The sequence below is a fragment of the Fodinibius saliphilus genome, from assembly GCF_005869845.1.
GTDB classification, from domain to species: Bacteria; Bacteroidota; Rhodothermia; order Balneolales; family Balneolaceae; genus Fodinibius; species Fodinibius saliphilus.
Genome location: NZ_VAWF01000004.1, coordinates 57,335 through 83,347 on the forward strand (window position 1 = coordinate 57,335; position 26,013 = coordinate 83,347).

The window sequence follows — 26,013 nt, forward strand, 5'->3', positions numbered from 1 at the left end:
TCACGGTGAAGCGAAATTTTTCCTTTTCACCCAAAGCTCCAAAAAAAGGTTTTTGCTGCCCGTACAAATACTACCGATTATCTTACTGTTATCGCAAATTTCCGTGTTTGTAGTACATGTTTAAGTGATGAACTTGAAATTATCAATCACTTAGGTGACCAACTTAAAGACCAACATATCCAACCTATTATCATTTTTGGGATAAATCGAGACAGTGAGAAAGAATTAATTTTGTCATACCGCAAACGAGAGCTTATAAAAGTACCCTATATCACGGTTATCTATTCTAAACTCAATAATTTTATCCCTTTGATCTAATTATAGTACTAGTTATCACCCACACTCTATAAGGAAGCAAATCTAACTTTTAGGTAAACTCTTTTCCGATTGGCTGATAGCCCAGCTAAGAACATGGCCTGAGACCATATAAAAGAAATTTTCTTTGCATGTACAAACATGCAAAGGAAAATAATGCATCAGGAATGTTGGTAGATCTTTTGTTTCAGTAAATCCACTACTATTTCGTTCTTTTTACTTACGCGCAGGGCATCCACCAATACCAGTAGCTCATAGAGTGCTGCATCTTCGCTACACGCCTTTGGCACTGTATCATATAGCGGTGGAATAACAATGCCCTTGGTTGAATACCCCTTTGCAGGCCATATATACGGATCATCCACTACAAAATCCTTTTCAAGAAGCGGAGCGGAGTAGGCGGTGGGCATACCGCGCTGCAGGCTACCCGGTACTGCAGGAAACACATGTTTTATTCCATAAACCAAGAAAACGAGCAGTTCGTCCTTACGGACTGTTTTCTTATCTCTTTCAATAAGCTCACCAATCACCGATCGATTCAGAGATTCACTTACTTCTGAATTACTAATATATAGTTGGGTTGCCAGATCTTTTTTATACCAGCTTTCCTCACCCAGGGCAATAATTTTAAGTAAAATTACAATATCTTGTGGACGCATTCCTTTGTGTTCTTTCATAGGGAAGCAGAATAACCAAAAGCCTTTTAAAACACAAGGTTTGCAAATCGCGAAACGATAAAACCTTATTTATTCATTACAAGAACATTTTTATTGAAACAGATGTATTTCTATATACAATAATTCTATATACAACTATAGCTATGGATCAAATAACATGGGCGCAATTTGAACAAATAGAGTTACGTGCAGGTACTATTATTCAAGCCAAAAAGTTTCCGGAAGCTCGCAAACCTGCCTACAAACTAAAGGTAGATTTTGGTGAGTCCATTGGCATTAAACAAAGTAGTGCTCAAATTACTGAGCTTTATAACCCCGACGATCTTTTGGGTAAACAAGTACTGGGTATCGTGAATTTTCCACCCAAACAGATCGGGCCCTTTATTTCTGAATGCCTTATAACCGGCTTTTATCGCGAGGATAAAAAAGTGGTATTAGCCACGCCCGACAAACAGGTTCCAAACGGATCCAAACTCTGTTAATAAACAAGCCGATTGGATTATATAATAATCATTCCATATGCTATAGAGGATGGCATATCAATTAATTTCACATAGCGTCTGTTCTCTGTTCATTTGGGTATCCTGCCTTTTGCTAACATTGGCAAGCTCTGCTAATAGTCAACATTTGGTGGTATACCCGAAACAGAAAAACGATAGCCTTTCGTTGGAAGTTGAAAACAGATTTCCCTGTACCATTAATCTTACGGCGAAATCAACAGAATTCGATACCAGTTTTACCGAAGTGATCCCAAGTAAACAGAAACGGTTACTCTTTCAATGGACCAACCCTTCCGGGAACCTTGTAAAAGAGATAAAAGAGGTTTTCGACTTTGATTACTTTTTTGGTGATCCTAATACTATTCATGACGACGAATACGAATACAGCCTCCCATTTCCGGAAGGGAAAACCTATGTTTTAACACAGGGTAATAAAACTTCTTTTACCCATAATACTCCGCGCTCTAAATATGCTTTCGACTTTGCGATCCCAGAGGGTAATTATATTTCTGCGGCTCGTGGGGGTGTAGTTGCTGATGTCATAGAAGAATATAAGGAGAGTGGCCAAGTAGAAAGTATGATGGATAAGGGAAATCGTATTATTATTTGTCATGACGATGGAACAGTTGCTCTTTACGCTCACCTCCAGTACCAGGGAGCTTTTGTAAAAATAGGAGATAATGTTTTTGTGGGACAAGTAATAGGTCGAAGCGGTAATACCGGTTACAGCACTGCTCCTCACCTTCATTTTGTCGTGCTTATTGGTAATCGGTCAATACCTATTCGATTTCGAAATGAATACACCATTCTATACGAAGGTGAAACCTATGGCCATGAATAACTTTTTATCCATCTCTAGTACCCAGTCATCTAATAAAAAATCTTTTTATTATTAAGCATAAAAACATGGCTATGAATATGTTTTAAAACTACCAACGCATTTTTAACATACTTTTTTAATAATTAAGAAAATCACAAACAACCGATGCATTGTTACTCGAACAGTATGATCCACTAACACTTCTGTCTGTTCTAAATAGCTACCAAAAGTGCGGTTCCGTACATTAGAGCTATTCCTATGGTAAAACCTAACAGGTTAGGTACTGTAAAACGATCTCCTACTTCTGCATTGCGGCCAATGTAACTGCTAATCTCAACAATAACCTGTAATATAGCCCCTGCCCCTATGGCAAATAAAACAGCACCCCACTGCGGACTATAAGAAAAAGCCCCAATAATGGTCCCTGCAGCAGCAGGGAGGCCGGCAAGAATGGTAAGCCCGATAAAGGTTATGAATTTAGTTTTTCGTTCAAGCAATGGAGTAGCAATTCCTATACCTTCTGTCAAATTGTGGAGAGTAAAACCAACTACAAGAAAAGCTCCCAAAGCAGCTTCCCCTGATGCCAATGCGGCTCCCACGGCCAACCCTTCTCCTAAATTATGCAACCCTATTCCTATTGCCAGATAAATTGCCAGTGATAACCCCTCGGGGGCTTTACCCTTGCTACGGCCAACAGCATATATTAAAAGAAAAGAAAGCCCAGTAACCAGCCACACTGTTAGACTACCTTCAAAAACAGTTGCTGCTTCTGTAACCAACTCCAATCCTTCCTGAAGCGTATCAATAAATAAATAAAGAAGTAATCCCAATGTAAGGGTAAGCAGGAATTGTAGTACGCTATCTCCTTTTGTTTTCAGGTAAGGATAGAACATCAGGCCCAAGGCTACGGGTATAACCCCAATAAAAATGCCCAATAAAATATATCCCCAAACCCGTTTCACCGTCCATTCAGGAGTTGCTGTTGCAACCTCAATCGTGTGGTTAAAGGTAGCTCCCACATCTGTTAACAGTGTTATTTCATGCAATTCATTTTTAACCCAAGGGTAAGGTATGGTAACCCAAGAACTAGATAACCTGGGAATGGGTCCTTGAGGATCCATTGAAAACTTCCAATACGCTTCGTCAACCATAACTTGGGCCAACTTTACCGACTCAGAACCGTTTGCCCGTACTTTTAAATGGATGCCATTATCATTGAGCTTTGTTTGCTCCACCGTTAACTGTTGTACGGGAGGGGCATTGCCTGCAAGCATTTGCAAGGGATTTTCAGCTAGGAATAGCACAACTGATCCCACTAATAAAATTAATGGAATGACAGCCCATATCCATTTTGGCAACCTTTTTTTCCAGTCAGTATTCATACAACATCCTTATTTTCATTGATAACTTCGAAAAAGCTCATCCATCCCAGTTCAGCAAATTCAGCCTGGTGCGCATGAAACATATATCGTCCGGGCTCAAAATCTTCAAATGAAAATTCCAGAATACCCCGTTGGGCCTGACAAAGCATCACCGTATCTATGGTTTCTTTGGTTGGATACAGGGTAGTGCCATGATCATAGTAGTCAAAGAAGTTTGCATGAAGATGAAAAGAATTAATGGGATCAAACTCCGTGACATTGACTAAATATACCCGTGTTGGTTTATCATGCTTGATGGGAATAGGCTTCTGCTGGTAAGCAAAAGCGACCGTATTGGCAGCATAGATTTCGTTATCAGCATCAAAATTGGTATCAAAACCATTCATAACCATGAAAAGCTCCTGCCATTCTTCATTTTCGGGCGTTCCCAACAAGCGTGAACGGGCAACCTCTTCAAATTCTGGATGGTTTTCAGGGGCCGGATCTACGATAAACCCCCCATATAGTCCTTTGTGCATATGTCTCTTTAGCGGCATAGAATGGCAGTGGTATAGATGACATCCAAACGGCTCTGCATCAAACTCGTAGGTAAAAGATTCACCGGGATTAATAATTCCCGGACCATTTCCCGGTACTCCGTCCATTGTTGCCGAATGAATTCCATGAAAATGAATAGTATGAGGATGAGAGCCTGAATTGATAAATTCCACACGCACACGATCACCTTCTGTGCATCTCATTGTAGGCCCAGGCACCCGGCCGTTATAGGTCCAGGCAGGAAAATGAATGCCGGGAGCAACTTCAATCTCTTTATCTACTGCTATCATTTGAAATTCTCGCAGCCTTTGTCCATTTGGCAGGGTTGAAACTTTACCAGTATCCCAATCTGTAAGCATTTCATGAGGGTCAAATCCATTCTTTTCATGGTCAACCTTCCCAATAGCCGTCATTCCATTGTGGTCAACACCAGGATGTGCAGGCTCGTCGGTTTCTACTCCTTCAGATGACTGCTCACCAACACCTTGACTGTCACCACTCCCAAAAAATATCGATCCCAGGAGAGCACTGGCCCCGGTTATCAGGCCAGATTTCAGAAACAGTTTTCTTGGAATTTTGTCGTCAAACATAGTAAAATCATTACATATTAACCTTAGGCTATATTTAATGTATAAAAATAAAATTGTTAGTTAAAGCTAAATAATAAATTTAGTTTACTGTTCATTATATCTGTTAACAATACTAATTTTCATGAACCATTCACCTCTACAAAAAGGTTATCTGTAACCAAAACTTGAACTATGCATAAATACCATGCTACCATAGAATGGGAACGAAACGGAGAAACCTTCACAAAAAACAAATATTCACGCAAACACCAATGGATATTTGACGGGGGAACAACTGTCTCGGCTTCCGCTTCACCGAACATTGTACCAGAACCTTTTTCTGATCCTTCGTCGGTTGATCCTGAGGAATCGTTTATTGCTTCTATTTCAAGCTGCCATATGCTCTGGTTTCTTTCAATTGCAGCTCAGGAAGGGTATATTGTCGACGCTTATTCTGATCAAGCCGAAGGGTTAATGCAAAAGAATAAGAAAGGGAAATTGGCCATTACAGAGGTTATATTAAGACCTGTTGTAACATTTGATAAAAATCAACATCCAACTCCTACTACGCACGATAAACTGCATCATCGGGCACATGGTCGATGTTTTATTGCAAACTCAGTGCACACAAACATTACCATCAATGCAACTATCGATGGTTCTTCCTAAATATTCTGAGATCTTTAGCAGGAATTATTCATACAACTTAAACTATCAACTAATATCATGGCAAAGAGTAAAGCTCAATCTGTTGACGAATATATCCAGGAACTACCCGAATATCGCAGGGAAACGATAGAAGAAATTCGACAACTTATCCTTGATAATCTTCCTGATGGATATGTAGAAACCATTAGCTGGGGAATGATTAACTATGAAATCCCACTGGAGAAATATCCCGACACTTATAATAACCAACCCCTCACCTATATTGGGCTTGAGGTTCAGAGAAACCATAATGCTCTTTATTTGATGTCTGCCTACCAAGACGAAGAGGTCCAAGAATGGCTAGAGGAAAAATTTGAAGAATCCAATAAGGAGATGGAAATGGGACGATCATGTATACTCTTCCAGACAAAAAACGATCTTCCGCTTGACGCTATTGCTGAACTTATTGCCAAATATTCTCCCGATGAATTTATCGAGGCATACGAGGAAACACGAAAATAGTAATAACTGTTAAGGATAGCACGTCTATAGGATTAGTAATGCAGATTTTAGCCACTGCATTACTACTCTGCAAGAATGGCTATCACAGAATTCAGAAAACTATGTTATTACTATGAATACTTTAAAATTGCTACTCTTAATAAGTGGAATTGGGTTATTTGCCAGCTTTAGTGCGGTAGCCCAGCAATCTAATAATATGGCAATGGAAGAACAGGAAAAAATCTTCGAAGAAGCGACACTGGGTGCTGGTTGCTTCTGGTGTGTAGAAGCAATATTTGAAGAAGTTAAAGGGGTAAAATCTGTTGTAGCCGGTTATGCCGGCGGTAAAATTAAGAATCCCAGTTATAAACAAGTAGCCTCAGGTGCTACAGATCATGCTGAGGTTACGCGCATTACCTATGATCCTGCTACGGTATCATTTGAACAGCTACTTGAGGTCTTTTGGCATACTCATAACCCAACTACCAAAAATCGGCAAGGTGCTGATGTGGGCCCCCAATACCGATCAGTAATCTTTTATCATAATGACAAGCAAAAAAAGATTGCCCAAGAATCTCTTAAAAAAACCGATAGTACAGATCTCTGGAAAGACCCCATAGTAACAGAAGTTGAACCATTAACAAACTATTCAAAAGCAGAAAACTATCATCAAAACTATTACGAAAACAATCCCAATGCGGGATACTGCACGGTAGTTATTGCGCCAAAACTGAAGAAATTCCGCAAGGATTTTTCTCATATGCTAAAAGAAAACGTAAGAGAATCATAGTAGTTAATACGATTCGTGGGGAAGGGGATCCTTGCCCCTCTACTGCTTCGCAATTACATGCCATAAGAAGAGCTAAGCAACGAAGAAGCAGATGAACCATTAATATCTTTTACAGAAAAAGAAAGGGTTAGATAGGTACCGTTATCGGTCCCCATCTCTCCCTCGGCCTCCAGCTGATCCATAAAGTTGTAGATCAACGTCATACCCAGGCTATCACTATTTTGGGGATTAAAGTCATCAGGTAGTCCAATCCCGTTATCCTTAATATAAAGGTGTACACGGCCATCTTCGGCTTCTAATTTGATCTGAATATTGCCCTGCTCTCGCCTTTCAAAAGCATGTTTAAATGCGTTAGTAACAACTTCATTAATTAACAGCGCAAAAGGAACCGCCTGATTGATACTCAACATAACAGCATCAATCTCTTTATCTATAGTAATATCTTTAAGTGTATTGTTGGTTGATCGAATGGTTTCCACAAGGTCGCCAATATAAGATTGACATGAAATCTGTGAAAGGCTTTGCGATTTGTACAGCTTTTCATGAATTAAGGCCATCGTTTGAACACGGCTCTCACTTTCCTTGAGGGTCTCCCGCACTTCTTTATCATCTGTTTCATACATCTGCAATTGAATTAACCCTGAGACAACAGCGAGATTATTTTTAACACGATGATGGATCTCCTGTAGCAGCACGTGCTTTTCTTTTAACGAATTATAGATCTCCTTTTCATATTTTTTCTGTTCAGTAATATCAATATACATACCAAAGCCGGCAATTGGCTTACCATCCACAAATACGGGGATACCTGCTACAAACACATCTACAAGGGAGCCGTCACTTGCGCGCCGCTGTGCTTCACGATGGAAACTGGCCATTGCCTTAAAACCCTTACCAGGCATAGTAGGTGCTTCTTCAAGTTCTTCTTCCGGAACTAAGACTTTATCAATATCCCTACCCGTAATTTCCTCTTTGGAGTAGCCGAAGAGATTTTCAAAACTTTGGTTAACATCTTTAATCTTATTATCCGGTGTTACCATAACAATAGCCGAAGGAGCTTGTAAAAACAGGTTTCTAAAAAGATTTTCATTTCTCTTTAGTTTTTTTCGAGCTTCTACCTGTTCAGTAATATTATGGCCTACTCCCAGCAAATAGTTCCTACCTTCTTGTTCGAAAAGCTTCCCTGTGATCAAATATGGTATCTCTTTACCCGACTTGGTTAAACACGATAGCTCTACCGAAGCTTCCCCCTTTTTAAATACCTTATTCATAAAACCGACAACGGTTCTATGTTCTTTTTTGGGAAACAGACTCAATGGTGATATCTCCTCTAACTCAGAGTTGCTGTATTCTAATTCATCACTCAAATTCTGATTCCAGCTTTTGTACTCCGCATCTTCACCAATCATAAAGAAACTTCCCGGAAGTGTCTCTACAAGCGCCTCATTAAACCGTTTTTCTTCCACCAGTGCCTGCTCCGTCTCTTTCTGTTGGGTAATGTCGATACCTACCCATAAGTAGTAGTAGTTTTTGTTCAACTGTATATAATAACCACGCCAATAATATGGGATTTTCTTGCCCATTTTAGTAAGTAATGTTAACTCAAAGCCACTACCTTCATTATTATGGATCTTCTCTTTTGCTTCCGTTAAACGGTCATGATGCTCTGTTGCAATTAGATCATAACCGCTCCTTTTGGCTAACTCTTCATCAGTATAACTCGTGAAAAAGCTGGTATTTGAGTTCCACTGTACATTTTCCAAATCTTCATCCATTAACAAGTATATACCAGGAAGGCTATTGAGGATTGCTTCGGTATAATTCTTTTGTTCAAGCAGATTAACTTCAATTTTTTTACGCTTTTTATATGCTGATATAATATCTGCTGCGGTCTGTAATAGACGAACCTCATTTTCTTCCCACAAATCATCCTTTTCGGTATCAGCAAAACCAATGTAACCGTACCACTCTTCGCCTATGGAGATGGGTATTACAAGCACTGAATTTACATCCCGTTCCTTTAATAAAACCCCCTCTTTATGAGACAAATCATCAACACGTGCATTAATTATTTCACCATTTGATAATTTATGATACCACCAGGGAACTTCTGCATAGCTTACAAGTTCAGAAGAAGGCACTTGGGGAATTTCCGTACCATCTTCAGAGACCTCGATAAGGCGTTTTAAACAGAGTTTGTCATCAATTTCTACATTCCTAAAGATATATACCCTGTCAGATTGTGTTACATCACGAAGAATCTTCAAACTCTCCTCTAATGCTCCATGATTGGTATGCTCAAGTAATAAGCTTGAACATTTCGACAAGGCCTGCTCATACAGCAAACGCTGCTGCAACTCCTTTTCTGCCTGTTTTCTTTTTTTGATCTCTTCTCTGAGATCGCTGGGATACTGTTCTTTACTTTCTTGAAGGGCCAATCTAACTTTTTTACGCTCTGTAATATCAATGGAAGAACCATAAATAAAGGTTTCTTCCTCCTTTGGAGATTCTATTAACTTGAGTTCATCCCGCAACCAAATATATGTACCATCTTTTCTTTTAAAACGGTATTCGTTGAATACCTCTTCTCCTTCCTCAAAAACTTTTTCAAAATGGCATAACACCCTTTCCCTATCCTCCGGATGTATCCGTTCTGACCAACGATCCTTTCCTTCTAAAAAATAAGAAGGTTCAAACCCCAATATAGTTTTAGAGTTTTTGCTAACCGATAGTAATGGGAAGTCGCTCTTCTTTTCACAAGTGAACAGAATGACAGAACCACTACTAAAAAATTTATCGATCGTTTCTTTAGAAAAGACCTGACTATTATTTTCTCTCATTTCCCCGAATGTCCAAAGCCATTTTGAATGAACTAATACACAATCAATATATTAAAAAATTCTAATACTAAGTAATAATTATATAGATTGCGCTATCCTAGAGTACAATGACAGCATAAAAACATTTCTGCAAAGCTTCTATGAGCTATATTCAACTGTATAAGTCTGTAAAAATAGTTGTTATGCCAAGTTTTCAGCTATATTATCATAAGGTATTTGAGCAGATAATCAACTGGCGAAAACAGATATGAACACAGATCATTAATTTTCGGTTACATAACGTGAACTATGAACCACAACCAAATTATTACACTCATGAATCTACTTAAAAAAACTACGATCAAGATAAGCTTAGTACTACTATTAGGCCTAGTCTTCACTTCTGAAACATGGGCTCAAGAGCGCAGTAACCAAGAACCCCGAACAAGCCCAAATGCAACGGTTAGTCAAACCATAGGAACTACAGATATCACTATTACTTATGGACGACCAGCCGTTAATGATCGAGAAATATTTGGGGAGCTTGTTCCCTATGGTGAAGTATGGAGAACAGGGGCTAATGAATCTACAGCTATTGTAATTTCTAACGATGTGACTATAAATGGCCATGAACTCGAAGCTGGAACCTATTCCCTTTATACCGTTCCAAATAAGGATAAATGGACCATTATTATTAACTCTAAGCTCTCTTGGGGAACTCAATATGACAAGGATAAAGACATTCTCCGATTCGAGGTTGAACCCAGAGAAGCTGACTCTCGAGAACGAATGATGTTTTATTTTGAAGAAGTCACAAATGAGAAGGCTACCGTAGTATTACACTGGGAAAACACCAAAGTACCATTTACTATCAAAGTATAAGTTGAAGCTAGATCCAAAAGAACATCCGAAATACCAACGCAACTGATGGTGGGGTATGGCCCCATCATAGTATTCTCGTTTTATTTACCTTTCTTTGGGGGGCTAATTTTATTTTGGCAGAAATAGCACTAAAAGAGATGTCCCCCATCTCTTTTAGTGTTAGTCGTTTTGCTACAGGTGGAGCTGCGATGTTCTTCGTGATGTATCTGCAGTACCGGGCTAAATCCGGCCATAAACATAGCTCTATATCTTTCCTACCCAATATTAAAAAGAAAGATTGGCCGCGCCTGTTACTTATTTCGGTTATTGGCGCCACTCTTGCACCCTGGCTGGGTATTGAAGGACTGGGCCTCACGCATGGTGCACGAGCTTCATTATGGCTGGCCTTGGGGCCTGCAGTCAGTACTGCCTGTGGCTACTTTCTCAGAACCGAACAAATGGGCACCTATGGATTTCTTGGAGTCATACTTGCCGTAATGGGTACACTCATTCTCGGATGGGATGGGTTACAACCTGAACGAGGGTATTGGTTCGGAGATCTTATCCTCATTTTTGCCCTTATTCTTACGATCATTGAATTACATCTTATTAAACCGTTGGCCCGTGATTATGGACCTATACCGATAGTAGCTCTACGTACTGCTATCGGAGGTACGCTTTATATTTTTATTGCTTCTCCCTCCCTATTAAATGTCAGCTGGACCTCTCTCGGCCTTTGGACTTGGATAGCTATCCTTGCCGGTGGAGGCATAGGAGTTGGACTGGGACAGTGGGTAAAAGTTCGAGCTCTAAGAAAACTTGGCCCTACCCAAGTGGTACTTTACGGAAACTTGGTCCCTATTGCCGCCCTGCTCATAGCTTGGCTCAGCATTGGAGAAAACCCCTCACTGCCAGAAATAATATCGGCACTTTTTATTATTAGTGGCGCTATTCTTATACAAGTTATTGATCGTGAACCTGATACCCCATACCAAGATGCAAAAGTAAATAGTATGTATAGCAAACCTGAAAAAGAAACCGAGAACCCGTAGATATTTCCTTTTCAGGATGGCTTTAAAAATGGGGAATTCTGATCAAAGTCAAAGCCTGAGTGAATTCGAAACTGGAGCTTATATGCCCATAGGTAATGAATTCTAATTCACGATAATACAGAAATTGATCAAAAGGATGGTTTTGCAAAGCTCTCTTCAAATAAAAGAAGACAGACCTTTCGGCCTGCCTTCTCACTTACACTAACCTAACACAACATCTATCTAAAAGGTAAACGACAGCTGAAGCATAAAATTGCGTCCCGCTTGCGGATAATAATAATTATAATGTTGCTGACTTCCCTGGCTAAGCAGGCCAAAAGTATAACCGTTTGACTCATACTTTTCGTCTAACAGATTATTAACCTCCAAGGTTGCGGTAATACCTTTAAACAAGGACGCTTTGCTCCACTCATAAGCTACCCGCAAATCATTAACCAAATAAGGGTCTAAAGAACGACTTTTCGTCTGGGTATTATCCAGGTACTGTCGGCTTACATATTTTGTAGTTAGTTGTGCTGTAAAACCCTCTCTATTGAATTGAATAATTGAATTCCCAATAAAATCAGGGGAGAACGAAATATCTGTATCCTGATACCCAAAGACCTTCTGGGTGTTTGTAGAATAGTCGGTCAAGTAATAGTTATACTCATCAATTTTATTGCGGCTTATTGTGGCATTTCCACTCCATTCCAGACCATTCGTTATGTTAGCACCGGCTTGCAGCTCAATACCTGCCCTATAACTATTATCCACATTTTGTCGAATAGCTGATCCAATATCATTTATTTGACCAGTTAAAATGAGCTGATTCTTGTAATCCATGAAGTACAAGTTTGCACTAACAAAAAATCGTTCAAAACTTGCTTTATATCCGGCTTCCCAATCGTATAATGTTTCGTGCTCAGGACGACTTTCAGGAGTCGAATCCACATATTCGTCACGAGTGGGTTCCTTATTGGCCATACTGAAAGAAAAGTAGGCTCTATGGTTACCCTTATTATAAGTGAGTCCTGCTTTGGGATTGAAGAAAGTCAATTCGTCGGTTTGCTTAACATCTACAATATCATAGCTGTTACTTTGATTTTTGATACGGTCCTTACCTAAAAACTTATACGTAACACGTCGAATTTGGGCATCAGCATAGATTGTCAATGCCTCTGTAATATTATACTGCCCCTTTAGATAAGTATTAAAATCTGTTTTAAAGCCATTATTATCGTAATAACGATTTTCGACATTGGTATTACCGAGATACTCACCCCAGATCACTTCACCGAAATGATCTCCATCATATTCATTATAGCCACCACCAAGAGTAATGGATCCCTTATCCTCGATATTATACTCCGTTGAAAAAACGGTGCCATAGAAATGATTATCTAACCATTTACGGCGAACCAGATCACTTTCCGAGACCGTATCCTGACTAAAGATAACGGGACTTATACTATAGTCACCGAGTTCTTCATCTGCCTTATACTGTTCATAATAACCCCGACCATAGGTATAGTGTAGCGAGGCATTGACATTCCAGTTCTTCGCCAAGTCATAAAAATAGTGTAGCTGGTAATGGTCTTGCTGGTAATTATCGGTTTGATCTTTATAGGGCGTACCCGGTTTTTCGGTACCAGCAGAATTGTAGGTACGTTCTCCGTTTTCCAATTTACTTTCGGAAACCCCATTCCAAGCGTGGTATGTTTTTTCTTTACCGGAGAACACATCGGCTCGCAGCAAGCTTCGCTCACCATGCTTAGCTGCAGAAAGGTAAAACGATTTCAAATCCGATGATGCCCGATCGATATATCCGTCTGACGTAATTTTTGAAAGACGGCCTTCGAACTGCCACCCATTTTCCATAAGACCGGAACCGAGCATTACATTAGCTTTTTTGGTATCAAATGAGCCGATCCCGGTATTCACCTCTCCATAGGCATCCGATCGCATCTGTGAAGTCTGTACATTCACCGTAGCCCCAAAGGCCGCGGCTCCGTTCGTCGATGTCCCCACACCACGCTGGATCTGGATATTTTCAACGGATGAAGCTAAATCAGGAATATCGACCCAATATACGCCGTGTGATTCTGCATCGTTAAGCGGTATACCATTAATAGTTACATTTATACGCCCTTGATCAACACCTCGGATTCGCATCCCTGTATACCCAACCCCGGACCCGGCATCAGAAGTTGTTGTTACTGATGGAGAGCTACTCATCATGTAGGGCATATCCTGACCCAGATTTTTCTTTTCAATATCTGTACGGCTCACATTATCAAAAGCCATGGGCGAGGCTTCATCTACACGCAAAGCCTTTACGAACACTTCATTACTAATAACGGTATTGGGCACCAAGCTAATAGTAAGCTCACCTCCTCTTTTTGTCGTGTCGATAGTCTTGGATTTAAAGCCAACAAAAGTCACTTTTATTTTTGATGAAGCGCCCTCTTTTAATGACAGGGTAAAGGCTCCATTTTCATCAGCCGAAATACCGTTTTTAGTATCGAGCTGAATAATATTCGCCCCGGGCAGCGGTTCATTACTTTGTGCATCAATAACCATTCCGGTTATAGTTTGAGCAACAAGTGTGGTACTCATTGCCATCAAAAAGCATAGAAATGCTGTTGCTCGTATTAGTTTGAAATACATAAGTTCCTCCGTCTTATAGGATTCATAAGAGCGGGAGATGAACTTGCAAGGAATGCTGATCAATCCGGCAGTTATTGTACTTTTTTCGGTAGTATCACTGCCTTGGTTTCCCTACGCCGATCTTAATCGGTTCAGGTTCTCAGGGTATGGTCTCAGCCTGCTGTTGCAAGCACCCCCAACCTTTGTAAAGTTAGAATGCGCCCAAAGATACGGGCATAAGGCGGAAGTTTCAAAAGATAAGACAAAATAAATACTGGTGCCTTTGCAATATCGTGGGGTAAAACCCCTTTAAAAGAAAAGATGCTGCAGTGTAACACTAAATGACGACCTCAAATGAATACTAGAGACCTTTGCAAAACTAAGTGTCATCCTGATAAAAAAACAAAGTGAGGCAGTAGGAGGGGAAAATACTATGGCATCTATTCTCCCTTAGAAGGGTTTGATTGTGGTTCAGCTTCAAACTCTTCATCACACCGCTCTTCATAATGACAAAGCGGGGGTCATTCAAAGTCTTCAACTATATTCTCGTCCCCGATCTAAGTTTTCAAACAGAATGATGCATTTCCACATCTCTTAAAATACACTGGCTCCTAGACAAAGTATAAGAGCCAGTAAAAATAAAACTGTTTGTGTAACAACTTACTGCCCTACCATAAATACGGCATTACCGAACAGCAGCTTCCCGTTATACCAAAAAGCACGAAACAATGGATTATCAACCATATACACAACAGAACCATTTCCCATCTCCTGCACACCAAAAGTAAGCGTGTTATGTAGCTTCTCCTCAGCTTCATACCCTATGAAACCACTCATATGGGCGTCTGCTTTAGCAACGCCTACATTCCACCCTTTTTCAAGATATTTATAGGCATCAGCATTTAGTTTAAGAGAGAAATAGCTGTCATCATATCCAAATGCCAAAGGATGGCTATTATCCATGGTGATTTTAAAAATGGAACCACTATTAAAGTTCGATATATATTCACGCTGTTGGTCACCATATTCATTGAGAACCGTGCCAGATTCAGGGGTCTCTTTCTCATTTCCATCATCAGGCTTTCTTTCGATACTGAACCCCTCCTTACCTGCTAAGTAACCGTTTGCACCCTGTAGTGCAATAAGTTTTCCGCCGGAAGAAATCCACTCTCGGATATCATCAAATCGGCTGCTATCAATAACACCATTATAATTACCCGAGGGCATAATAAGCACCTGGTAGTTATTAAGATCTACCTCACCGAAATAATCAGTATCTAGCAGGGTAACCGGATAATCAATCTGCTTATCAAAATAATGCCACACTTCGCCTACCATATTTGAGTAAGTTCCTTCTCCGGATAGCAAGGCAACGCGCGGTCGGTCAAGATATCGCACGGAAGAAGAGCCAAAATCTGCCCCGGACTGTACAAAACCGGTTGGCACCGCTTCCAGATGCTGATTGTGCTCGGTAGCAAGATCATTGACCAACTTATCAAAATCGGTGCCTTTAAACTTGTTATCAGAACGGGTGATTACCAGCGTACCGGCGTCATACGATTGATCTTCTATTTTAAATTCTTTCTCTGAAAATCGAATATTGATATCATGCTTTAAGAGGTCAGCCAACAAACCTACATCCGAAAGGTCTTTCCATTCTGCCAGGTAAGCATAGGCGTTTTCATTTACAGCATTGTCAACTTTCTTTTCAGGCATTGAAGCTGCTTTCATATCCAGCTCTTCTGGTACAGCATAGCCATCTAACCCATAAGCATAGTGCTGCTCCCAGGCCGTGATATCATAGGTTACAGAATCGGCCAGCTCAGGACGCGGTTCAAATAATATACGAGCCAATACTGACTTTGGCTGATAGGCACTTACCAAGTAATCTCCTTCCTCAATACGCTGACGACGCTTTTGTCCTGTCTTGTAGTTGTATGCCGATACCCGTTGGTCATCGGAGGCTTGTCCGTATTCCACCTTGTGCTTGTCGAGAAGCTTGAATAAAGCCCGCAACTTATCGGGATTATTATCCTTATCAATAACAAAAGTCTTGTATTCACCAGCGGGATTACTTTGAGCTTTTTTATAATAATTAGAAAACTCACTGACTAACTTTTCCGCATTCATGGAACTAATCTCCACGGTGGATAATCCTGTTGTATGGTGATGGGTCAGGCGATCTTTCAATGTTAAGGTATCTCCCACTGGCTTCTTTATACCAAGGCCGGAATATCCTCCGCCGGCCTGCTCATAGGTCATTCCAATAGACCCGTTAAAAATGGGATACGTATCACCATAGCTGGGATAGAAAAGATCAAAGACTTCGCGAGTGAAATAGAGCCAGCTATTTTTATTAAAATATTTTGCGTGATTTTCACCGATGGTATACTGAAAATTCCGTTGCCATTCTGTAATAGCTTTATGAAACGGTTCGGCAGCAGGAGCAAAATAATAAGGCGAGGTATAACTCTGCTCATGAAAATCAACATGGATATGGGGCATCCAATTCTGAAACTGTTCTATCCGCGCCCGACTTTCTTTCTGTGTTAACCACGCCCAATCACGGTTTAAATCAAAATAATAGTGGTTAGTACGTCCCCCCGGCCAAGGCTCATGATGCTCACGTGCTTCTCCAAAAGCATTAAAAGTATCCCCAACGGTTTCTTTGTACCAATGTACGTAACGATCACGACCATCGGGATTAAGCATTGGATCCATGACCACAACCGTATTCTGCAGCCACTCTTTGGTTTGTGGATTATCTGGACGAACCAGCTCATATATCGTTTTCAGGGCTGCCTCACTGCTGGAGGTTTCATTACCATGAACATTATAACTTAACCAAACAATAGCTGTGCTCTCACCTTCAGCTTCACCATCAATAAGGCCGGTACGCTTTAAATTATTGGTTCGGATCTCATCCAGCCTTGCCATATTCGACATGCTCGATACATAAGCCAGCATCAACTCACGCCCTTCATTGGTTTTGCCATATTTCTTGGCCTCAACCATCTCCGATTGCTCTGCCACATACCAAAAGTAATCCATCACTCTATGATGGGGCGTCCATTGGTCACCCAATTCATACCCCAAGAATTCAGCAGGAGATTGCAGTTGGGACTGGGCAACGGCAGAAGCAGAAATAAAAAGCCCAAATATTAAGAAAGAGAGAAAATAACGTTTCAAAGATCTCATAAATCAGTAGGATAGATTATTAACAATAATTTACTTTGTAGAAGAACGATCTTCCAATGCACGTTCAACTTGTTTTATCACCGTATCGGCGATAGCATTGGGGATAGGAATCGACAAATTATAATGAGCAATCTTCCACTCACCTTCTTTTGACACCAATACTCCTGTTCCCCGGGCGGGACCTAAATTAGGGGTGTCCAATACCTCGTCAAACCAGGCGATACTCCCATCGTCCGAAAAGTAGAGATGGCGTTCAACAGCAGTAAAATCCCATGCTTTACCTCGATCAAAATAGGGCTTTGCCCAGGGCCGAAACTCAGCAACCGTCCACCGCTCGGTGGCATCAGTACCCATAAAAATGGAACTATCGCTGGCAAAGTGATTGAAATACCTATCAAAATCGGCATCTGCTGCCGCAACATGCCAGTCGTCTAAGACAGCATTAACGGCCTCATCCGTTGAAGGAGCCATTTCCACTGTTTGTACACAGGATATACTGGCAGCAATTACCAGAAGTAATAGAATATTTTTCATAAAATAATCTTATTCATGTGAATTCTTGATAGTACTAAATGGTTTTTAATTCCCAAAATAAGAACCATTATCTTGTAGAACTTTTACAACGAATCCAATACCTTCATTAAAAAAAACAAGAACACTTTTATGCCCGTAACAAATAATGAAGTTGCTGAACAACTGCGCGAAATATATCAATTGATGCAGTTGGCCGGCGAAAATCGTTTTCGTGCCATTGCTTTCGACCGTGCCGCACAAACGATAGAATCTCTGAATGAAGATATCAATAATTATATTAAAAATGGCTCGCTGACTGATATCAAAGGAATTGGAGATTCTATTGCCGAAGATATCACTTCTTATGCTGAAACCGGTGAGATTGAAGTCTTAGAAAGCTTACGGGAACGAATTCCTGCCGGTGTAATAAAATGGCTGGATATCTCCGGGCTGGGGCCCAAAAATATTGCCAAAATTCATAAAGAGCTCGGGATTTCTGAGCTGGATGAACTCAAAGAAGCTTGCCAGGATGGCCGTGTGGCTTCACTCGATGGGCTTGGAAAAAAATCAGCAGAAAAAATTATTAAATCTATAGAATGGATGCAGCAATTTGACGAACGCTGCCGCCTCGATGAGGCCTTGGATATCGCTCGACCACTTTTCAATTTTTTAAAAGATAAAGAAGGAGTTGAGTCTATTGAAGTAGCCGGCTCGCTACGGCGATCCAAAGAAACAATCGGCGACGTTGATATCATAATTGGGGCTAATGAAAAATACATTACTGCCCTTTTCGATGCTTTTGTGGAACACGACTTAGTAGTAGAGATATTGGGACGGGGAGACACGAAAAGCTCTATCCGAACTAAAGAGGGACGACAGGTTGATCTCCGTATTGTCAAGCCGGAGCAGTACCCGGCAGCACTCATGTATTTTACGGGTAGCAAAGAGCACAATGTTGTACTGCGTCAGCGGGCGCGAGAACGTGGCCTTTCACTCAATGAGTATGGATTGTTCAAGCTCGACAACGAAGGTAATACCAATTTTGATAAACCGATTGACTACTCTTCGGAGGAGGATATCTATCAAAAACTGGACCTTCATTTCGTGCCTCCGGAACTGCGTGAAGACCGTGGTGAAATAGATTTTTTTGAATCTAATGAAACGATTGACCTTGTCGAAGAAGAAGATATTAGAGGAGTTATCCATGCCCACAGTACCTGGAGTGATGGCAAATTCTCGATCAAGGAGATGGCCGATGCATGTATTGAGCGCGGGTATGAATACCTTGGGCTCACCGACCACTCCCAGACAGCTGCTTATGCAGGAGGTCTATCTGTTAACGAAATAAAACAACAATGGAATAAGATCGACGAACTTAATAACCAATTTGAAGCTGATGGCGTTAATTTCCGGATCTTTAAAGGTATAGAATCTGATATTCTAAGTGACGGCAGTCTCGATTATGAGGATGAACTACTTGCCCGGTTCGATTTTGTTATTGCCAGTGTGCATAATGGGTTGGGGATGTCGCGCGAAAAAATGATGAATCGTTTCAAAAGTGCTATTACCAATCCCTATACCCGTATTGTGGGGCATCCTACCGGTCGTCTGCTGCTCCAACGCGATGGCAGCGACCTGGACATGAACGAACTTATTGAACTGGCAGTTGAACACAACACCGCTATAGAAATTAACGCCAGTCCATACCGGCTGGATCTTGATTGGCGCCACGGAAATAAGGCTAAAAGTGAAGGTCTGCTATCTTCTATCAACCCAGATGCCCACAGTATAAAAGGTATCGATGATATTCATTACGGCGTGCGTATTGCCCGAAAAGGCAAATTTGAAAAAGAGCGAATTCTCAATACAAAGAGTACCAAAGAGCTTGAAAAATGGTTTCAAACTAATTAATGCTATATAATATTTCACAAGAGATAGAGTTAAATAGTAAAGGACGATAACTAAATTATGTAGCCATGGATAAGATGAAACTATTAGTCGGTACGATTGTTGTACTTCTTGTGGCCAGCTTTGGAATACCCCAGAAGAGCCAAGCTCAAGAATCAAAAATGATTACATTAGCAGGCTATAAAATGAAGCCCAGTGTCCCCACCAGTGGCTCGGGCACTGCTACCGTTAAGCTTAAGGGAGATACGCTTTCCGTTCATGGTGACTTTGAAAATCTAACCAATCGTTTTTCTGGTGCTTACATCATGGTTGATATACGAGGGGAAGGCGGGAATCAACTGTTCAGGCTCAAAGCCGATCTTAACGACGAGCAGACAGGGGGAATGTTTAAAGAGAAGAAAAACCGCTTTGGCCTGTCGCCAGCCGAAAAAATGCTTCTCAAAAAAGGAAAACTATATATCACTATTAACACTTTCGAGCACCAAAACGGTGAGATTGGAAGTGATATTCCTAAAATGGGGAATTAGTTTGGCAAAGTATGAATATGGGATCGAAAGTTCTTACTGATCTACTCACCAAGAAATACATAATTGATATTTTTACACTTTATAAATTCTTGTGTATTGCTAATCCACCGTTATTTTAATAATTAATAGAATCATTAATTGACGCGACCTTTTCTCATCAAATTCTAAAAAAATTATGAAACGCTTAGTTATAACATTATTAGCATTTATCTGTATTAGTCCGTTCTTCACTGCCGAGGCTCAAACAACCTCCTCTGGCCATGCTGAATCCATGTTGGGTTTTGGACGAGCTGTAGATGTTGCCAATGGATCCGTATTTATTGGCGAACCGGCAAATGCCCATCAACCCGGGATTGTGTATATTTATAGCCGCTCCAATTCCGACTGGTCAGAACAGGTTCAACTCAAAGCCTCTGATGGATTCATCGGCGATAACTTTGGCGCAACTATAGCTGCTTCCGATAATCGAATTTTGATTGGGGCTCCTGAACAAAATGATGAACGTGGCGCTGCTTATGTATTTGAGAAAGGAAATGGCAGTAACTGGAAAGAGGTTGCTCGCATTGCACTCTCTGACACAACGGCCGGCGGTGGATTTGGTAACAGTATCGCCCTGCAAAATAACCACGCCTTTATTGGTGCCCCCGGCGAAAATGAAGATATGGGTGCTGTCTATGTATTCCAGAAAACAGGAGAAGGGGCATGGACACAGCAAGCACACATCACCAATCCTGATACTTCTAAAGGCGTTAGCTTCGGATCGGCGTTGTCAGTAGATGGGACGCGACTGCTAATTGGAGCTCCCAAAAAACAAGGCGGAGCTGTTTATGTATATAAAAGCAATGAATCTGGATCATGGGAAAAGGAATCTACGCTTACAACTGACCGCTTGGATAAGCGAGCTGCCTTTGGAGCAACCCTAGGCCTAAAAGGGAACCAAGCTTTTTTCGGAGCTCCACGCCAGGCAGGTGGTTCAGGTGCAGTTTATGTTTTCCGACGCGATAATGACTCCCAAGAATGGAATACTGACGGCAAGCTTGTGGCATACGACAGCGGTACTCGCTACCAGTTCGGATCTTCCCTTACTTTTGATGGACCAAATCTATTGGTTGGGGCTCCCGGTGCAGATAACCGGAAGGGTGCCCTTTACCAGTTTAAGCCCGCATCAGAAAACAATACGGAGTGGAGCAGCGTTTCTAAGATTGAAGGACCTGATCGTAACCAAGGTGATCAGTTTGCGGGCACCATTGCCGTTGACGGTGATGTCGCAGTTACTGGCTTAATTGGTGCTGATTACGGTGCCGGAAAAGCCGGAATACTCGAACGTACTGAAACAGGAGCATGGGTTGCACAAGCTACTGTACTCAGTAACACCAGTTCCATTCTTGACCCCGTCACAGGCGGTAAAGTAAAATGTGCCGATGGAAAAGCCTCCATTTTTGGATGTAACAACGTAGACCTTCTCGCCTTTCTTCCGATTAGTGAAATGGGCGGAGACCGAGGCGTTCGCCTCAACGATATCTGGGGCTGGACTGATTCCAAAACCGGGAAAGAATATGCTATTGTTGGTCGTATGGATGGAACATCATTTGTAGATATCAGCGACCCATCCAACCCGGTTTATGTCGGCAATTTGCCAAAACCGGAAAAATCTAATGCAAGCATTTGGCGCGATATTAAAGTGTATGACGATCATGCTTACGTAGTTGCGGATAATGCCGGGATGCATGGTATGCAAGTAGTTGACTTGACAGATCTTCGTGATTTTGAAGGTACTCCCCTCGCATTGAAAGAAGCTGCCCACTACGATGAGATTCACAGTGCACACAATGTGGTAATTAACAAAGACACAGGCTTTGCATACGTTGTTGGTAGCAGCGGCGGCGGCAAAACATGTGGTGGCGGCCTTCATATGGTAGATATCAATGACCCAACCAATCCAACATTCAAAGGATGCTTCGCTGATCCTTCAACAGGAAGAAGCGGAACCGGGTATTCCCATGATGCACAATGTGTAACCTATCATGGCCCCGACAAAGAGTATAAAGGTCATGAAATTTGCCTTGGCGCCAATGAAACTGCCATTAGCATCGCAGATGTTACGGATAAAGATAATCCCAAAGCACTTTCAACCGCTTCGTACCCTGATTATGCTTACGTACACCAGGGATGGCTCACAGAAGACCACCGGTACTTCTTCCAAAATGATGAGCTTGATGAACTTACCGGCAATGTAGATCGTACTCGTACACTTATTTGGGATGTAACGGATTTGGATGATCCGCAGTTCGTTCGTGAATACCTATTTGATAATGGTTCTTCTGATCACAACTTGTATATCAAAGACGGTATGATGTACCAGTCTAACTACGTAAGCGGCCTACAGGTTGTTGATATCAGCGATCCGGAAAACCCTGTAAAAACCGGCTTCTTCGATACAGAACCCTTCGGTGAAGATACTGCTGGCTTTGCTGGCACCTGGAGCAACTACCCTTATTTCGAAAGTGGTGTTGTTATTATGAGCAGTAGCCAAGAAGGACTTTTCATCTTAGATCCAAGTCCTTCTCAGACAACATCCACGTCTCGTTAAATAATGTTTGGGATGGTGCTACTTACGGCCCCATCCCTATATAATCCTATTACAAATAACTGAATAAGATTGATGTTTATGCGATGCCTAATGATCGCTTCATTACGTAATATTCTGCTTGGACTTTTGGCTATCTGTTGGTCAACATCACTTCTAGTGGCTCAGAATACTCATTCTGAGGGTGAACCGGGCCAACCACTAGCCCAACAGATATATGTCTGTAACCAGGGACAGGCAACACTCAGTGTTATTGATGTGAAGTCCAATAAGGTTGTCGATAAAATTGATCTCCAGAAGCTTGGCTTTTCGGCAAACGCAAAACCGCACCATACCATAGCCGAACCGGATGGGTCCCATTGGTATGTGACCCTGATTGGTGAAAATCGTGTTCTTAAATTTAATCGGGACAATAAACTGGTTGGGCAAACCGAGATAGAAGTTCCCGGCCTTCTCAGTTTACACCCGCGGCGAGACCTACTACTTGTCGGTCGATCGATGAGTGCCGTCAATCCTCCACAGAGTATTGGCCTTATTCGTCGTTCTGATATGTCGCTCATAAAAGAGGTCCCGACTTTCTTTAGGCGCCCTCACGCCATTGCCAGCTCTCCCAAGAATAACTGGGTTTATGTAGCAAGCCTGGCTGAAAATCAGATTTTTTCATATAACCTCGAAACTGATCAAACGAATCTGACAACCCTTGATGGACAGCAGACACATGTATTCGTTGATTTTACCATCTCTCCCGACGGTAATACAATGGTGGCAACGGGACAAATGACTGGACAAGCACTTATTTTTGACCTGAGTGATCCAACCTCACCAACTCTAGAAGATACTGTTGAAGCTGGTGCTCAACCCTGGCACCCGGTTTTTTCACCTGATGGCCAGTTTGTCTATTTTGGCAATAAAGAAGATCATACTGTTACAGCAGTGGATATGGAGGCACGCAGAGTAGCCACAATTATTGAAGGTAATGGTATTGCACAGCCGCATGGAAGCGCACTTTCTGCAGATGGACATTACCTGTATATCTCAAATAACAATCGAAAAGGGACATACCAGCCAAGCCACTCCTCCTCTACTTCTGATCTGCCCGGAACTATTACTGTAATCAATACCAAAACTTACGAAATTGAAAAGGTAATCGAAGTGGGAACCTACGCAACGGGTATTGGCACAAACGCACGGCACTAGTACGGAGTAGACACCAGACATTAGTCTCTCGGCTTATTTCCCGCAATAGTTTCTAATTTATTCCAAGAAAATGCCATATCGAACGTTCAGCGATCTACTTCTCTTCTCCATCATACTTATTTTAATATCCGGCTGTAGCGGCACTCGTTCCACAAGCCAACAAAATGGAGGTCCCGGTCAGACAGTTACAGCGTTTCATCGGGTTGTAACTCCCTTCCCCGTTTATGACAGTAATGGGGAGCTAGTCGACCAACCATTTCTGGGCGGCTTTAATAACCCACGCCCCCAGTTTGTTGATATTGATGGGGATAATGATCCCGACCTATTTGTCCAGGAAAGCTCGAATAAACTTATGTATTTCGAAAATTCCTCTTCTAAATCATCATTCCCCCTTAGTTGGCAAACTGACAAATTCCGCAATCTTGATATCGGGGAATGGTTTCGTTTTGCCGATATGGATCAAGATGGAGATATGGACCTGCTTGCCGAACAACCTTACAGCTACATCCGGTATTATCGCAATGATGGATCAACAGAACAACCCGACTTTACCCTTGCAGCTGACACACTCAAAAATGCAAATGGGAAGCCCCTTTTCTCCGATCGTCAAAATATTCCTAATATAACGGATATTGATTGTGACGGATATCTTGATCTCTTTATCGGTCGGCTGGATGGCACTGTTATGCGCTATGAATCAATCGGTCTAGACAATAAAGGTATCCCCCAATTTGAGCTTGTCAGCAAACGTTTTGAAGGCATCGAGATTGTCAAACAGATCGGTACTATGCATGGAGCAAATACACTTACCTTCATCGATATCGATGGGGACAACGATCAGGATCTCTTTTGGGGAGATTTCTTTGAACCGAGCCTGCTTCTTGTAGAAAATACGGGCTCGTGTAATAATCCTGTACTGCAGGGAGAGCCGCAACCCTTTCCTTCCTCAAATCCCGTACAATCAAGCGGCTACAATGCCCCTACCTTTACCGATTGGGGACAAGATGGAGACCTTGATCTATTTATCGGTGTTTTGGGCGGTGCTTATAATGCGAACCAAACCTTATCGGATAATTTCCACTTTTATGAGCAAAAAGATAACAACTCATTTAAACGACAATCCAAGCGCTTTTTGAACACTATCGATATCGGGAATGAAAGCATGCCTGCCATAGGTGATATCGACGGGGATGGGGATGACGACTTGCTTCTTGCCAATAAAATTGACCCGGGGAACCGTAACACCTCAGTTGTTTATCAGTTTGAAAATAAAAAAGAAGATGGAAAAACATCTTTATACCAACAAGAAACATTAACACTCCCAAATGCTTATCACTACGCGCCTGCTCTTGGTGACCTCAACGGTGATGGGCGAGATGATCTTTTGCTCGGCACCTGGAAAGGGCGTATCGCTTATTATCAAAACACAATGGAAGGATTTCAATTAGTAGAGGAATCGTTGGTAGAGCTAGAGCGCGGAAGTAACAGTGCTCCAGTACTGAGCGACCTCGATGGGGATGGAGATTTAGATCTGTTGGCAGGAAACTCGGGCGGCGGTGTTTATTATTATGAAAACAAGGGCACCCCAACTGAGCCAGCATTTGTACTTAAGAAAGGAGCATTTGCTAATGTTGAAACTAAGCATCGCAGTACCCCGGAACTGCATGATATTGACGGTGACGGCGATTTAGATCTCTTTTTGGGAAGCAAAATTGAAGGACTACTCTTTTACCGGAATACGGGATCGAGCCAGCAACCAATCTTTACTGCAGAAGACCTGCCCCTACCTCTTGAAGCCCCCCGTCTCGCAGCCCCACGTTTCGGTGACCTGGACGGAGACGGTAATACTGATTTCTGGTCTGGTGGAAATGGGGGTGGTCTGATCTATTATCAAAGAACCAATCATAAATAACACGCTTTAATAAACAGAACGTACGTCTACCGGCGTCAAATAGTTCGACTGAAAATTCTTCCTAAGGGAGTAATG

The 26,013-nt window shown here is 41.7% G+C and carries 19 protein-coding genes and 1 riboswitch; of the genes, 12 read left to right on the forward strand and 7 right to left on the reverse strand.

Going from position 1 to position 26,013, the window contains the following annotated elements; genetic code table 11:
• Positions 1–476 precede the first annotated feature (476 nt).
• The gene (locus FCN14_RS13185; RefSeq protein WP_212747648.1) at positions 477–992 is read right to left on the reverse strand and encodes a hypothetical protein; all 516 of its coding nucleotides are present in this window, start codon (positions 990–992) and stop codon (positions 477–479) included.
• A gap of 143 nt (positions 993–1,135) precedes the next feature.
• On the opposite strand from FCN14_RS13185, the gene FCN14_RS13190 reads away from it, so the two are divergent.
• Both FCN14_RS13190 and FCN14_RS13195 read left to right on the forward strand, forming a co-directional pair.
• Positions 1,136–1,474: a tRNA-binding protein gene (locus tag FCN14_RS13190; RefSeq protein ID WP_138431761.1), complete on the forward strand. Its 339-nt coding sequence runs from the start codon at positions 1,136–1,138 to the stop codon at positions 1,472–1,474.
• Positions 1,475–1,592: 118 nt separating this feature from the next.
• Complete coding sequence (locus FCN14_RS13195; protein ID WP_171032931.1) at positions 1,593–2,333, forward strand: M23 family metallopeptidase; 741 nt, start codon at positions 1,593–1,595, stop codon at positions 2,331–2,333.
• 191 nt (positions 2,334–2,524) lie between these two features.
• On the opposite strand, the gene FCN14_RS13200 is transcribed toward FCN14_RS13195, so the two are convergent.
• Both FCN14_RS13200 and FCN14_RS13205 read right to left on the reverse strand, forming a co-directional pair.
• A complete protein-coding gene (locus tag FCN14_RS13200; protein ID WP_138431763.1) occupies positions 2,525–3,694 on the reverse strand; it encodes a ZIP family metal transporter in 1,170 nt (389 codons plus the stop codon).
• Positions 3,691–4,821 (reverse strand): multicopper oxidase domain-containing protein, encoded by a 1,131-nt coding sequence (locus FCN14_RS13205; protein ID WP_138431764.1) that lies wholly within the window; start codon positions 4,819–4,821, stop codon positions 3,691–3,693. The genes FCN14_RS13200 and FCN14_RS13205 overlap by 4 nt, the downstream gene beginning before the upstream one ends.
• Positions 4,822–4,992: 171 nt before the next feature.
• Here FCN14_RS13205 and FCN14_RS13210 point away from each other — a divergent pair, with 171 nt between their 5' ends.
• The 3 genes from FCN14_RS13210 to msrA all read left to right on the forward strand — a co-directional run bounded on the left by FCN14_RS13210 (position 4,993) and on the right by msrA (position 6,739).
• Entirely contained in the window at positions 4,993–5,469 is a 477-nt protein-coding gene (locus tag FCN14_RS13210) for an OsmC family protein (RefSeq protein ID WP_138431765.1), read from the forward strand.
• Positions 5,470–5,526: 57 nt separating this feature from the next.
• On the forward strand, positions 5,527–5,970 hold the full coding sequence (locus FCN14_RS13215; RefSeq protein ID WP_138431766.1) for a DUF1801 domain-containing protein: 444 nt from the start codon (positions 5,527–5,529) through the stop codon (positions 5,968–5,970).
• 112 nt (positions 5,971–6,082) lie between these two features.
• Positions 6,083–6,739, forward strand: coding sequence for a peptide-methionine (S)-S-oxide reductase MsrA (gene msrA, locus FCN14_RS13220; RefSeq protein WP_138431767.1), 657 nt, complete (start codon positions 6,083–6,085; stop codon positions 6,737–6,739).
• A 53-nt stretch (positions 6,740–6,792) separates the two neighbouring features.
• On the opposite strand, the gene FCN14_RS13225 is transcribed toward msrA, so the two are convergent.
• Positions 6,793–9,579 carry a PAS domain S-box protein gene (locus tag FCN14_RS13225; protein WP_138431768.1) on the reverse strand — a complete coding sequence of 929 codons (2,787 nt, stop codon included), beginning with the start codon at positions 9,577–9,579 and terminating at the stop codon, positions 6,793–6,795.
• Between the two features lie 315 nt (positions 9,580–9,894).
• On the opposite strand from FCN14_RS13225, the gene FCN14_RS13230 reads away from it, so the two are divergent.
• Together FCN14_RS13230 and FCN14_RS13235 are read left to right on the forward strand one after the other, a co-directional pair.
• On the forward strand, positions 9,895–10,440 hold the full coding sequence (locus FCN14_RS13230; RefSeq protein WP_138431769.1) for a DUF2911 domain-containing protein: 546 nt from the start codon (positions 9,895–9,897) through the stop codon (positions 10,438–10,440).
• Positions 10,441–10,511: 71 nt separating this feature from the next.
• Positions 10,512–11,471: a DMT family transporter gene (locus FCN14_RS13235; RefSeq protein WP_281280664.1), complete on the forward strand. Its 960-nt coding sequence runs from the start codon at positions 10,512–10,514 to the stop codon at positions 11,469–11,471.
• A 222-nt stretch (positions 11,472–11,693) separates the two neighbouring features.
• Here the strand turns inward: FCN14_RS13235 and FCN14_RS13240 are convergent, their stop codons facing one another.
• The 3 genes from FCN14_RS13240 to FCN14_RS13250 form a co-directional block, all read right to left on the reverse strand.
• The gene (locus FCN14_RS13240) at positions 11,694–14,117 is read right to left on the reverse strand and encodes a TonB-dependent receptor (protein WP_138431771.1); all 2,424 of its coding nucleotides are present in this window, start codon (positions 14,115–14,117) and stop codon (positions 11,694–11,696) included.
• Positions 14,118–14,208: 91 nt separating this feature from the next.
• Positions 14,209–14,304, reverse strand: a riboswitch (TPP riboswitch).
• A 452-nt stretch (positions 14,305–14,756) separates the two neighbouring features.
• Positions 14,757–17,294 (reverse strand): M14 family metallopeptidase, encoded by a 2,538-nt coding sequence (locus FCN14_RS13245; protein ID WP_138431772.1) that lies wholly within the window; start codon positions 17,292–17,294, stop codon positions 14,757–14,759.
• A 30-nt stretch (positions 17,295–17,324) separates the two neighbouring features.
• Complete coding sequence (locus FCN14_RS13250; RefSeq protein ID WP_138431773.1) at positions 17,325–17,828, reverse strand: nuclear transport factor 2 family protein; 504 nt, start codon at positions 17,826–17,828, stop codon at positions 17,325–17,327.
• Positions 17,829–17,957: 129 nt separating this feature from the next.
• Between FCN14_RS13250 and polX the strand changes: the two genes are divergently transcribed.
• The 5 genes from polX to FCN14_RS13275 all read left to right on the forward strand — a co-directional run bounded on the left by polX (position 17,958) and on the right by FCN14_RS13275 (position 25,938).
• Complete coding sequence (gene polX, locus FCN14_RS13255; protein WP_138431774.1) at positions 17,958–19,718, forward strand: DNA polymerase/3'-5' exonuclease PolX; 1,761 nt, start codon at positions 17,958–17,960, stop codon at positions 19,716–19,718.
• A 65-nt stretch (positions 19,719–19,783) separates the two neighbouring features.
• Positions 19,784–20,242, forward strand: a complete 459-nt coding sequence (locus FCN14_RS13260) for a CHRD domain-containing protein (RefSeq protein ID WP_138431775.1) — start codon at positions 19,784–19,786, stop codon at positions 20,240–20,242.
• 175 nt (positions 20,243–20,417) lie between these two features.
• The gene (locus FCN14_RS13265) at positions 20,418–22,832 is read left to right on the forward strand and encodes a choice-of-anchor B family protein (RefSeq protein ID WP_138431776.1); all 2,415 of its coding nucleotides are present in this window, start codon (positions 20,418–20,420) and stop codon (positions 22,830–22,832) included.
• A 156-nt stretch (positions 22,833–22,988) separates the two neighbouring features.
• A complete protein-coding gene (locus FCN14_RS13270) occupies positions 22,989–24,026 on the forward strand; it encodes a YncE family protein (protein ID WP_212747649.1) in 1,038 nt (345 codons plus the stop codon).
• A 70-nt stretch (positions 24,027–24,096) separates the two neighbouring features.
• Positions 24,097–25,938: an FG-GAP repeat domain-containing protein gene (locus FCN14_RS13275; protein ID WP_138431777.1), complete on the forward strand. Its 1,842-nt coding sequence runs from the start codon at positions 24,097–24,099 to the stop codon at positions 25,936–25,938.
• The last annotated feature ends 75 nt before the right edge of the window (positions 25,939–26,013 follow it).

What these genes read in the sequence shown, in the direction of transcription:
- FCN14_RS13200 (WP_138431763.1), bottom strand. Translation starts at nt 3,694, where the DNA reads ATGAATACTGACTGGAAAAAAAGGTTGCCAAAATGGATATGGGCTGTC.
- FCN14_RS13215 (WP_138431766.1), top strand. Translation starts at nt 5,527, where the DNA reads ATGGCAAAGAGTAAAGCTCAATCTGTTGACGAATATATCCAGGAACTA.
- FCN14_RS13225 (WP_138431768.1), bottom strand. Translation starts at nt 9,579, where the DNA reads ATGAGAGAAAATAATAGTCAGGTCTTTTCTAAAGAAACGATCGATAAA.
- FCN14_RS13275 (WP_138431777.1), top strand. Translation starts at nt 24,097, where the DNA reads ATGCCATATCGAACGTTCAGCGATCTACTTCTCTTCTCCATCATACTT.
- FCN14_RS13245 (WP_138431772.1), bottom strand. Translation starts at nt 17,294, where the DNA reads ATGAGATCTTTGAAACGTTATTTTCTCTCTTTCTTAATATTTGGGCTT.
- FCN14_RS13210 (WP_138431765.1), top strand. Translation starts at nt 4,993, where the DNA reads ATGCATAAATACCATGCTACCATAGAATGGGAACGAAACGGAGAAACC.
- FCN14_RS13240 (WP_138431771.1), bottom strand. Translation starts at nt 14,117, where the DNA reads ATGTATTTCAAACTAATACGAGCAACAGCATTTCTATGCTTTTTGATG.
- FCN14_RS13265 (WP_138431776.1), top strand. Translation starts at nt 20,418, where the DNA reads ATGAAACGCTTAGTTATAACATTATTAGCATTTATCTGTATTAGTCCG.
- FCN14_RS13190 (WP_138431761.1), top strand. Translation starts at nt 1,136, where the DNA reads ATGGATCAAATAACATGGGCGCAATTTGAACAAATAGAGTTACGTGCA.
- FCN14_RS13260 (WP_138431775.1), top strand. Translation starts at nt 19,784, where the DNA reads ATGGATAAGATGAAACTATTAGTCGGTACGATTGTTGTACTTCTTGTG.
- FCN14_RS13250 (WP_138431773.1), bottom strand. Translation starts at nt 17,828, where the DNA reads ATGAAAAATATTCTATTACTTCTGGTAATTGCTGCCAGTATATCCTGT.
- polX (WP_138431774.1), top strand. Translation starts at nt 17,958, where the DNA reads ATGCCCGTAACAAATAATGAAGTTGCTGAACAACTGCGCGAAATATAT.
- FCN14_RS13205 (WP_138431764.1), bottom strand. Translation starts at nt 4,821, where the DNA reads ATGTTTGACGACAAAATTCCAAGAAAACTGTTTCTGAAATCTGGCCTG.
- msrA (WP_138431767.1), top strand. Translation starts at nt 6,083, where the DNA reads ATGAATACTTTAAAATTGCTACTCTTAATAAGTGGAATTGGGTTATTT.
- FCN14_RS13230 (WP_138431769.1), top strand. Translation starts at nt 9,895, where the DNA reads ATGAATCTACTTAAAAAAACTACGATCAAGATAAGCTTAGTACTACTA.
- FCN14_RS13185 (WP_212747648.1), bottom strand. Translation starts at nt 992, where the DNA reads ATGAAAGAACACAAAGGAATGCGTCCACAAGATATTGTAATTTTACTT.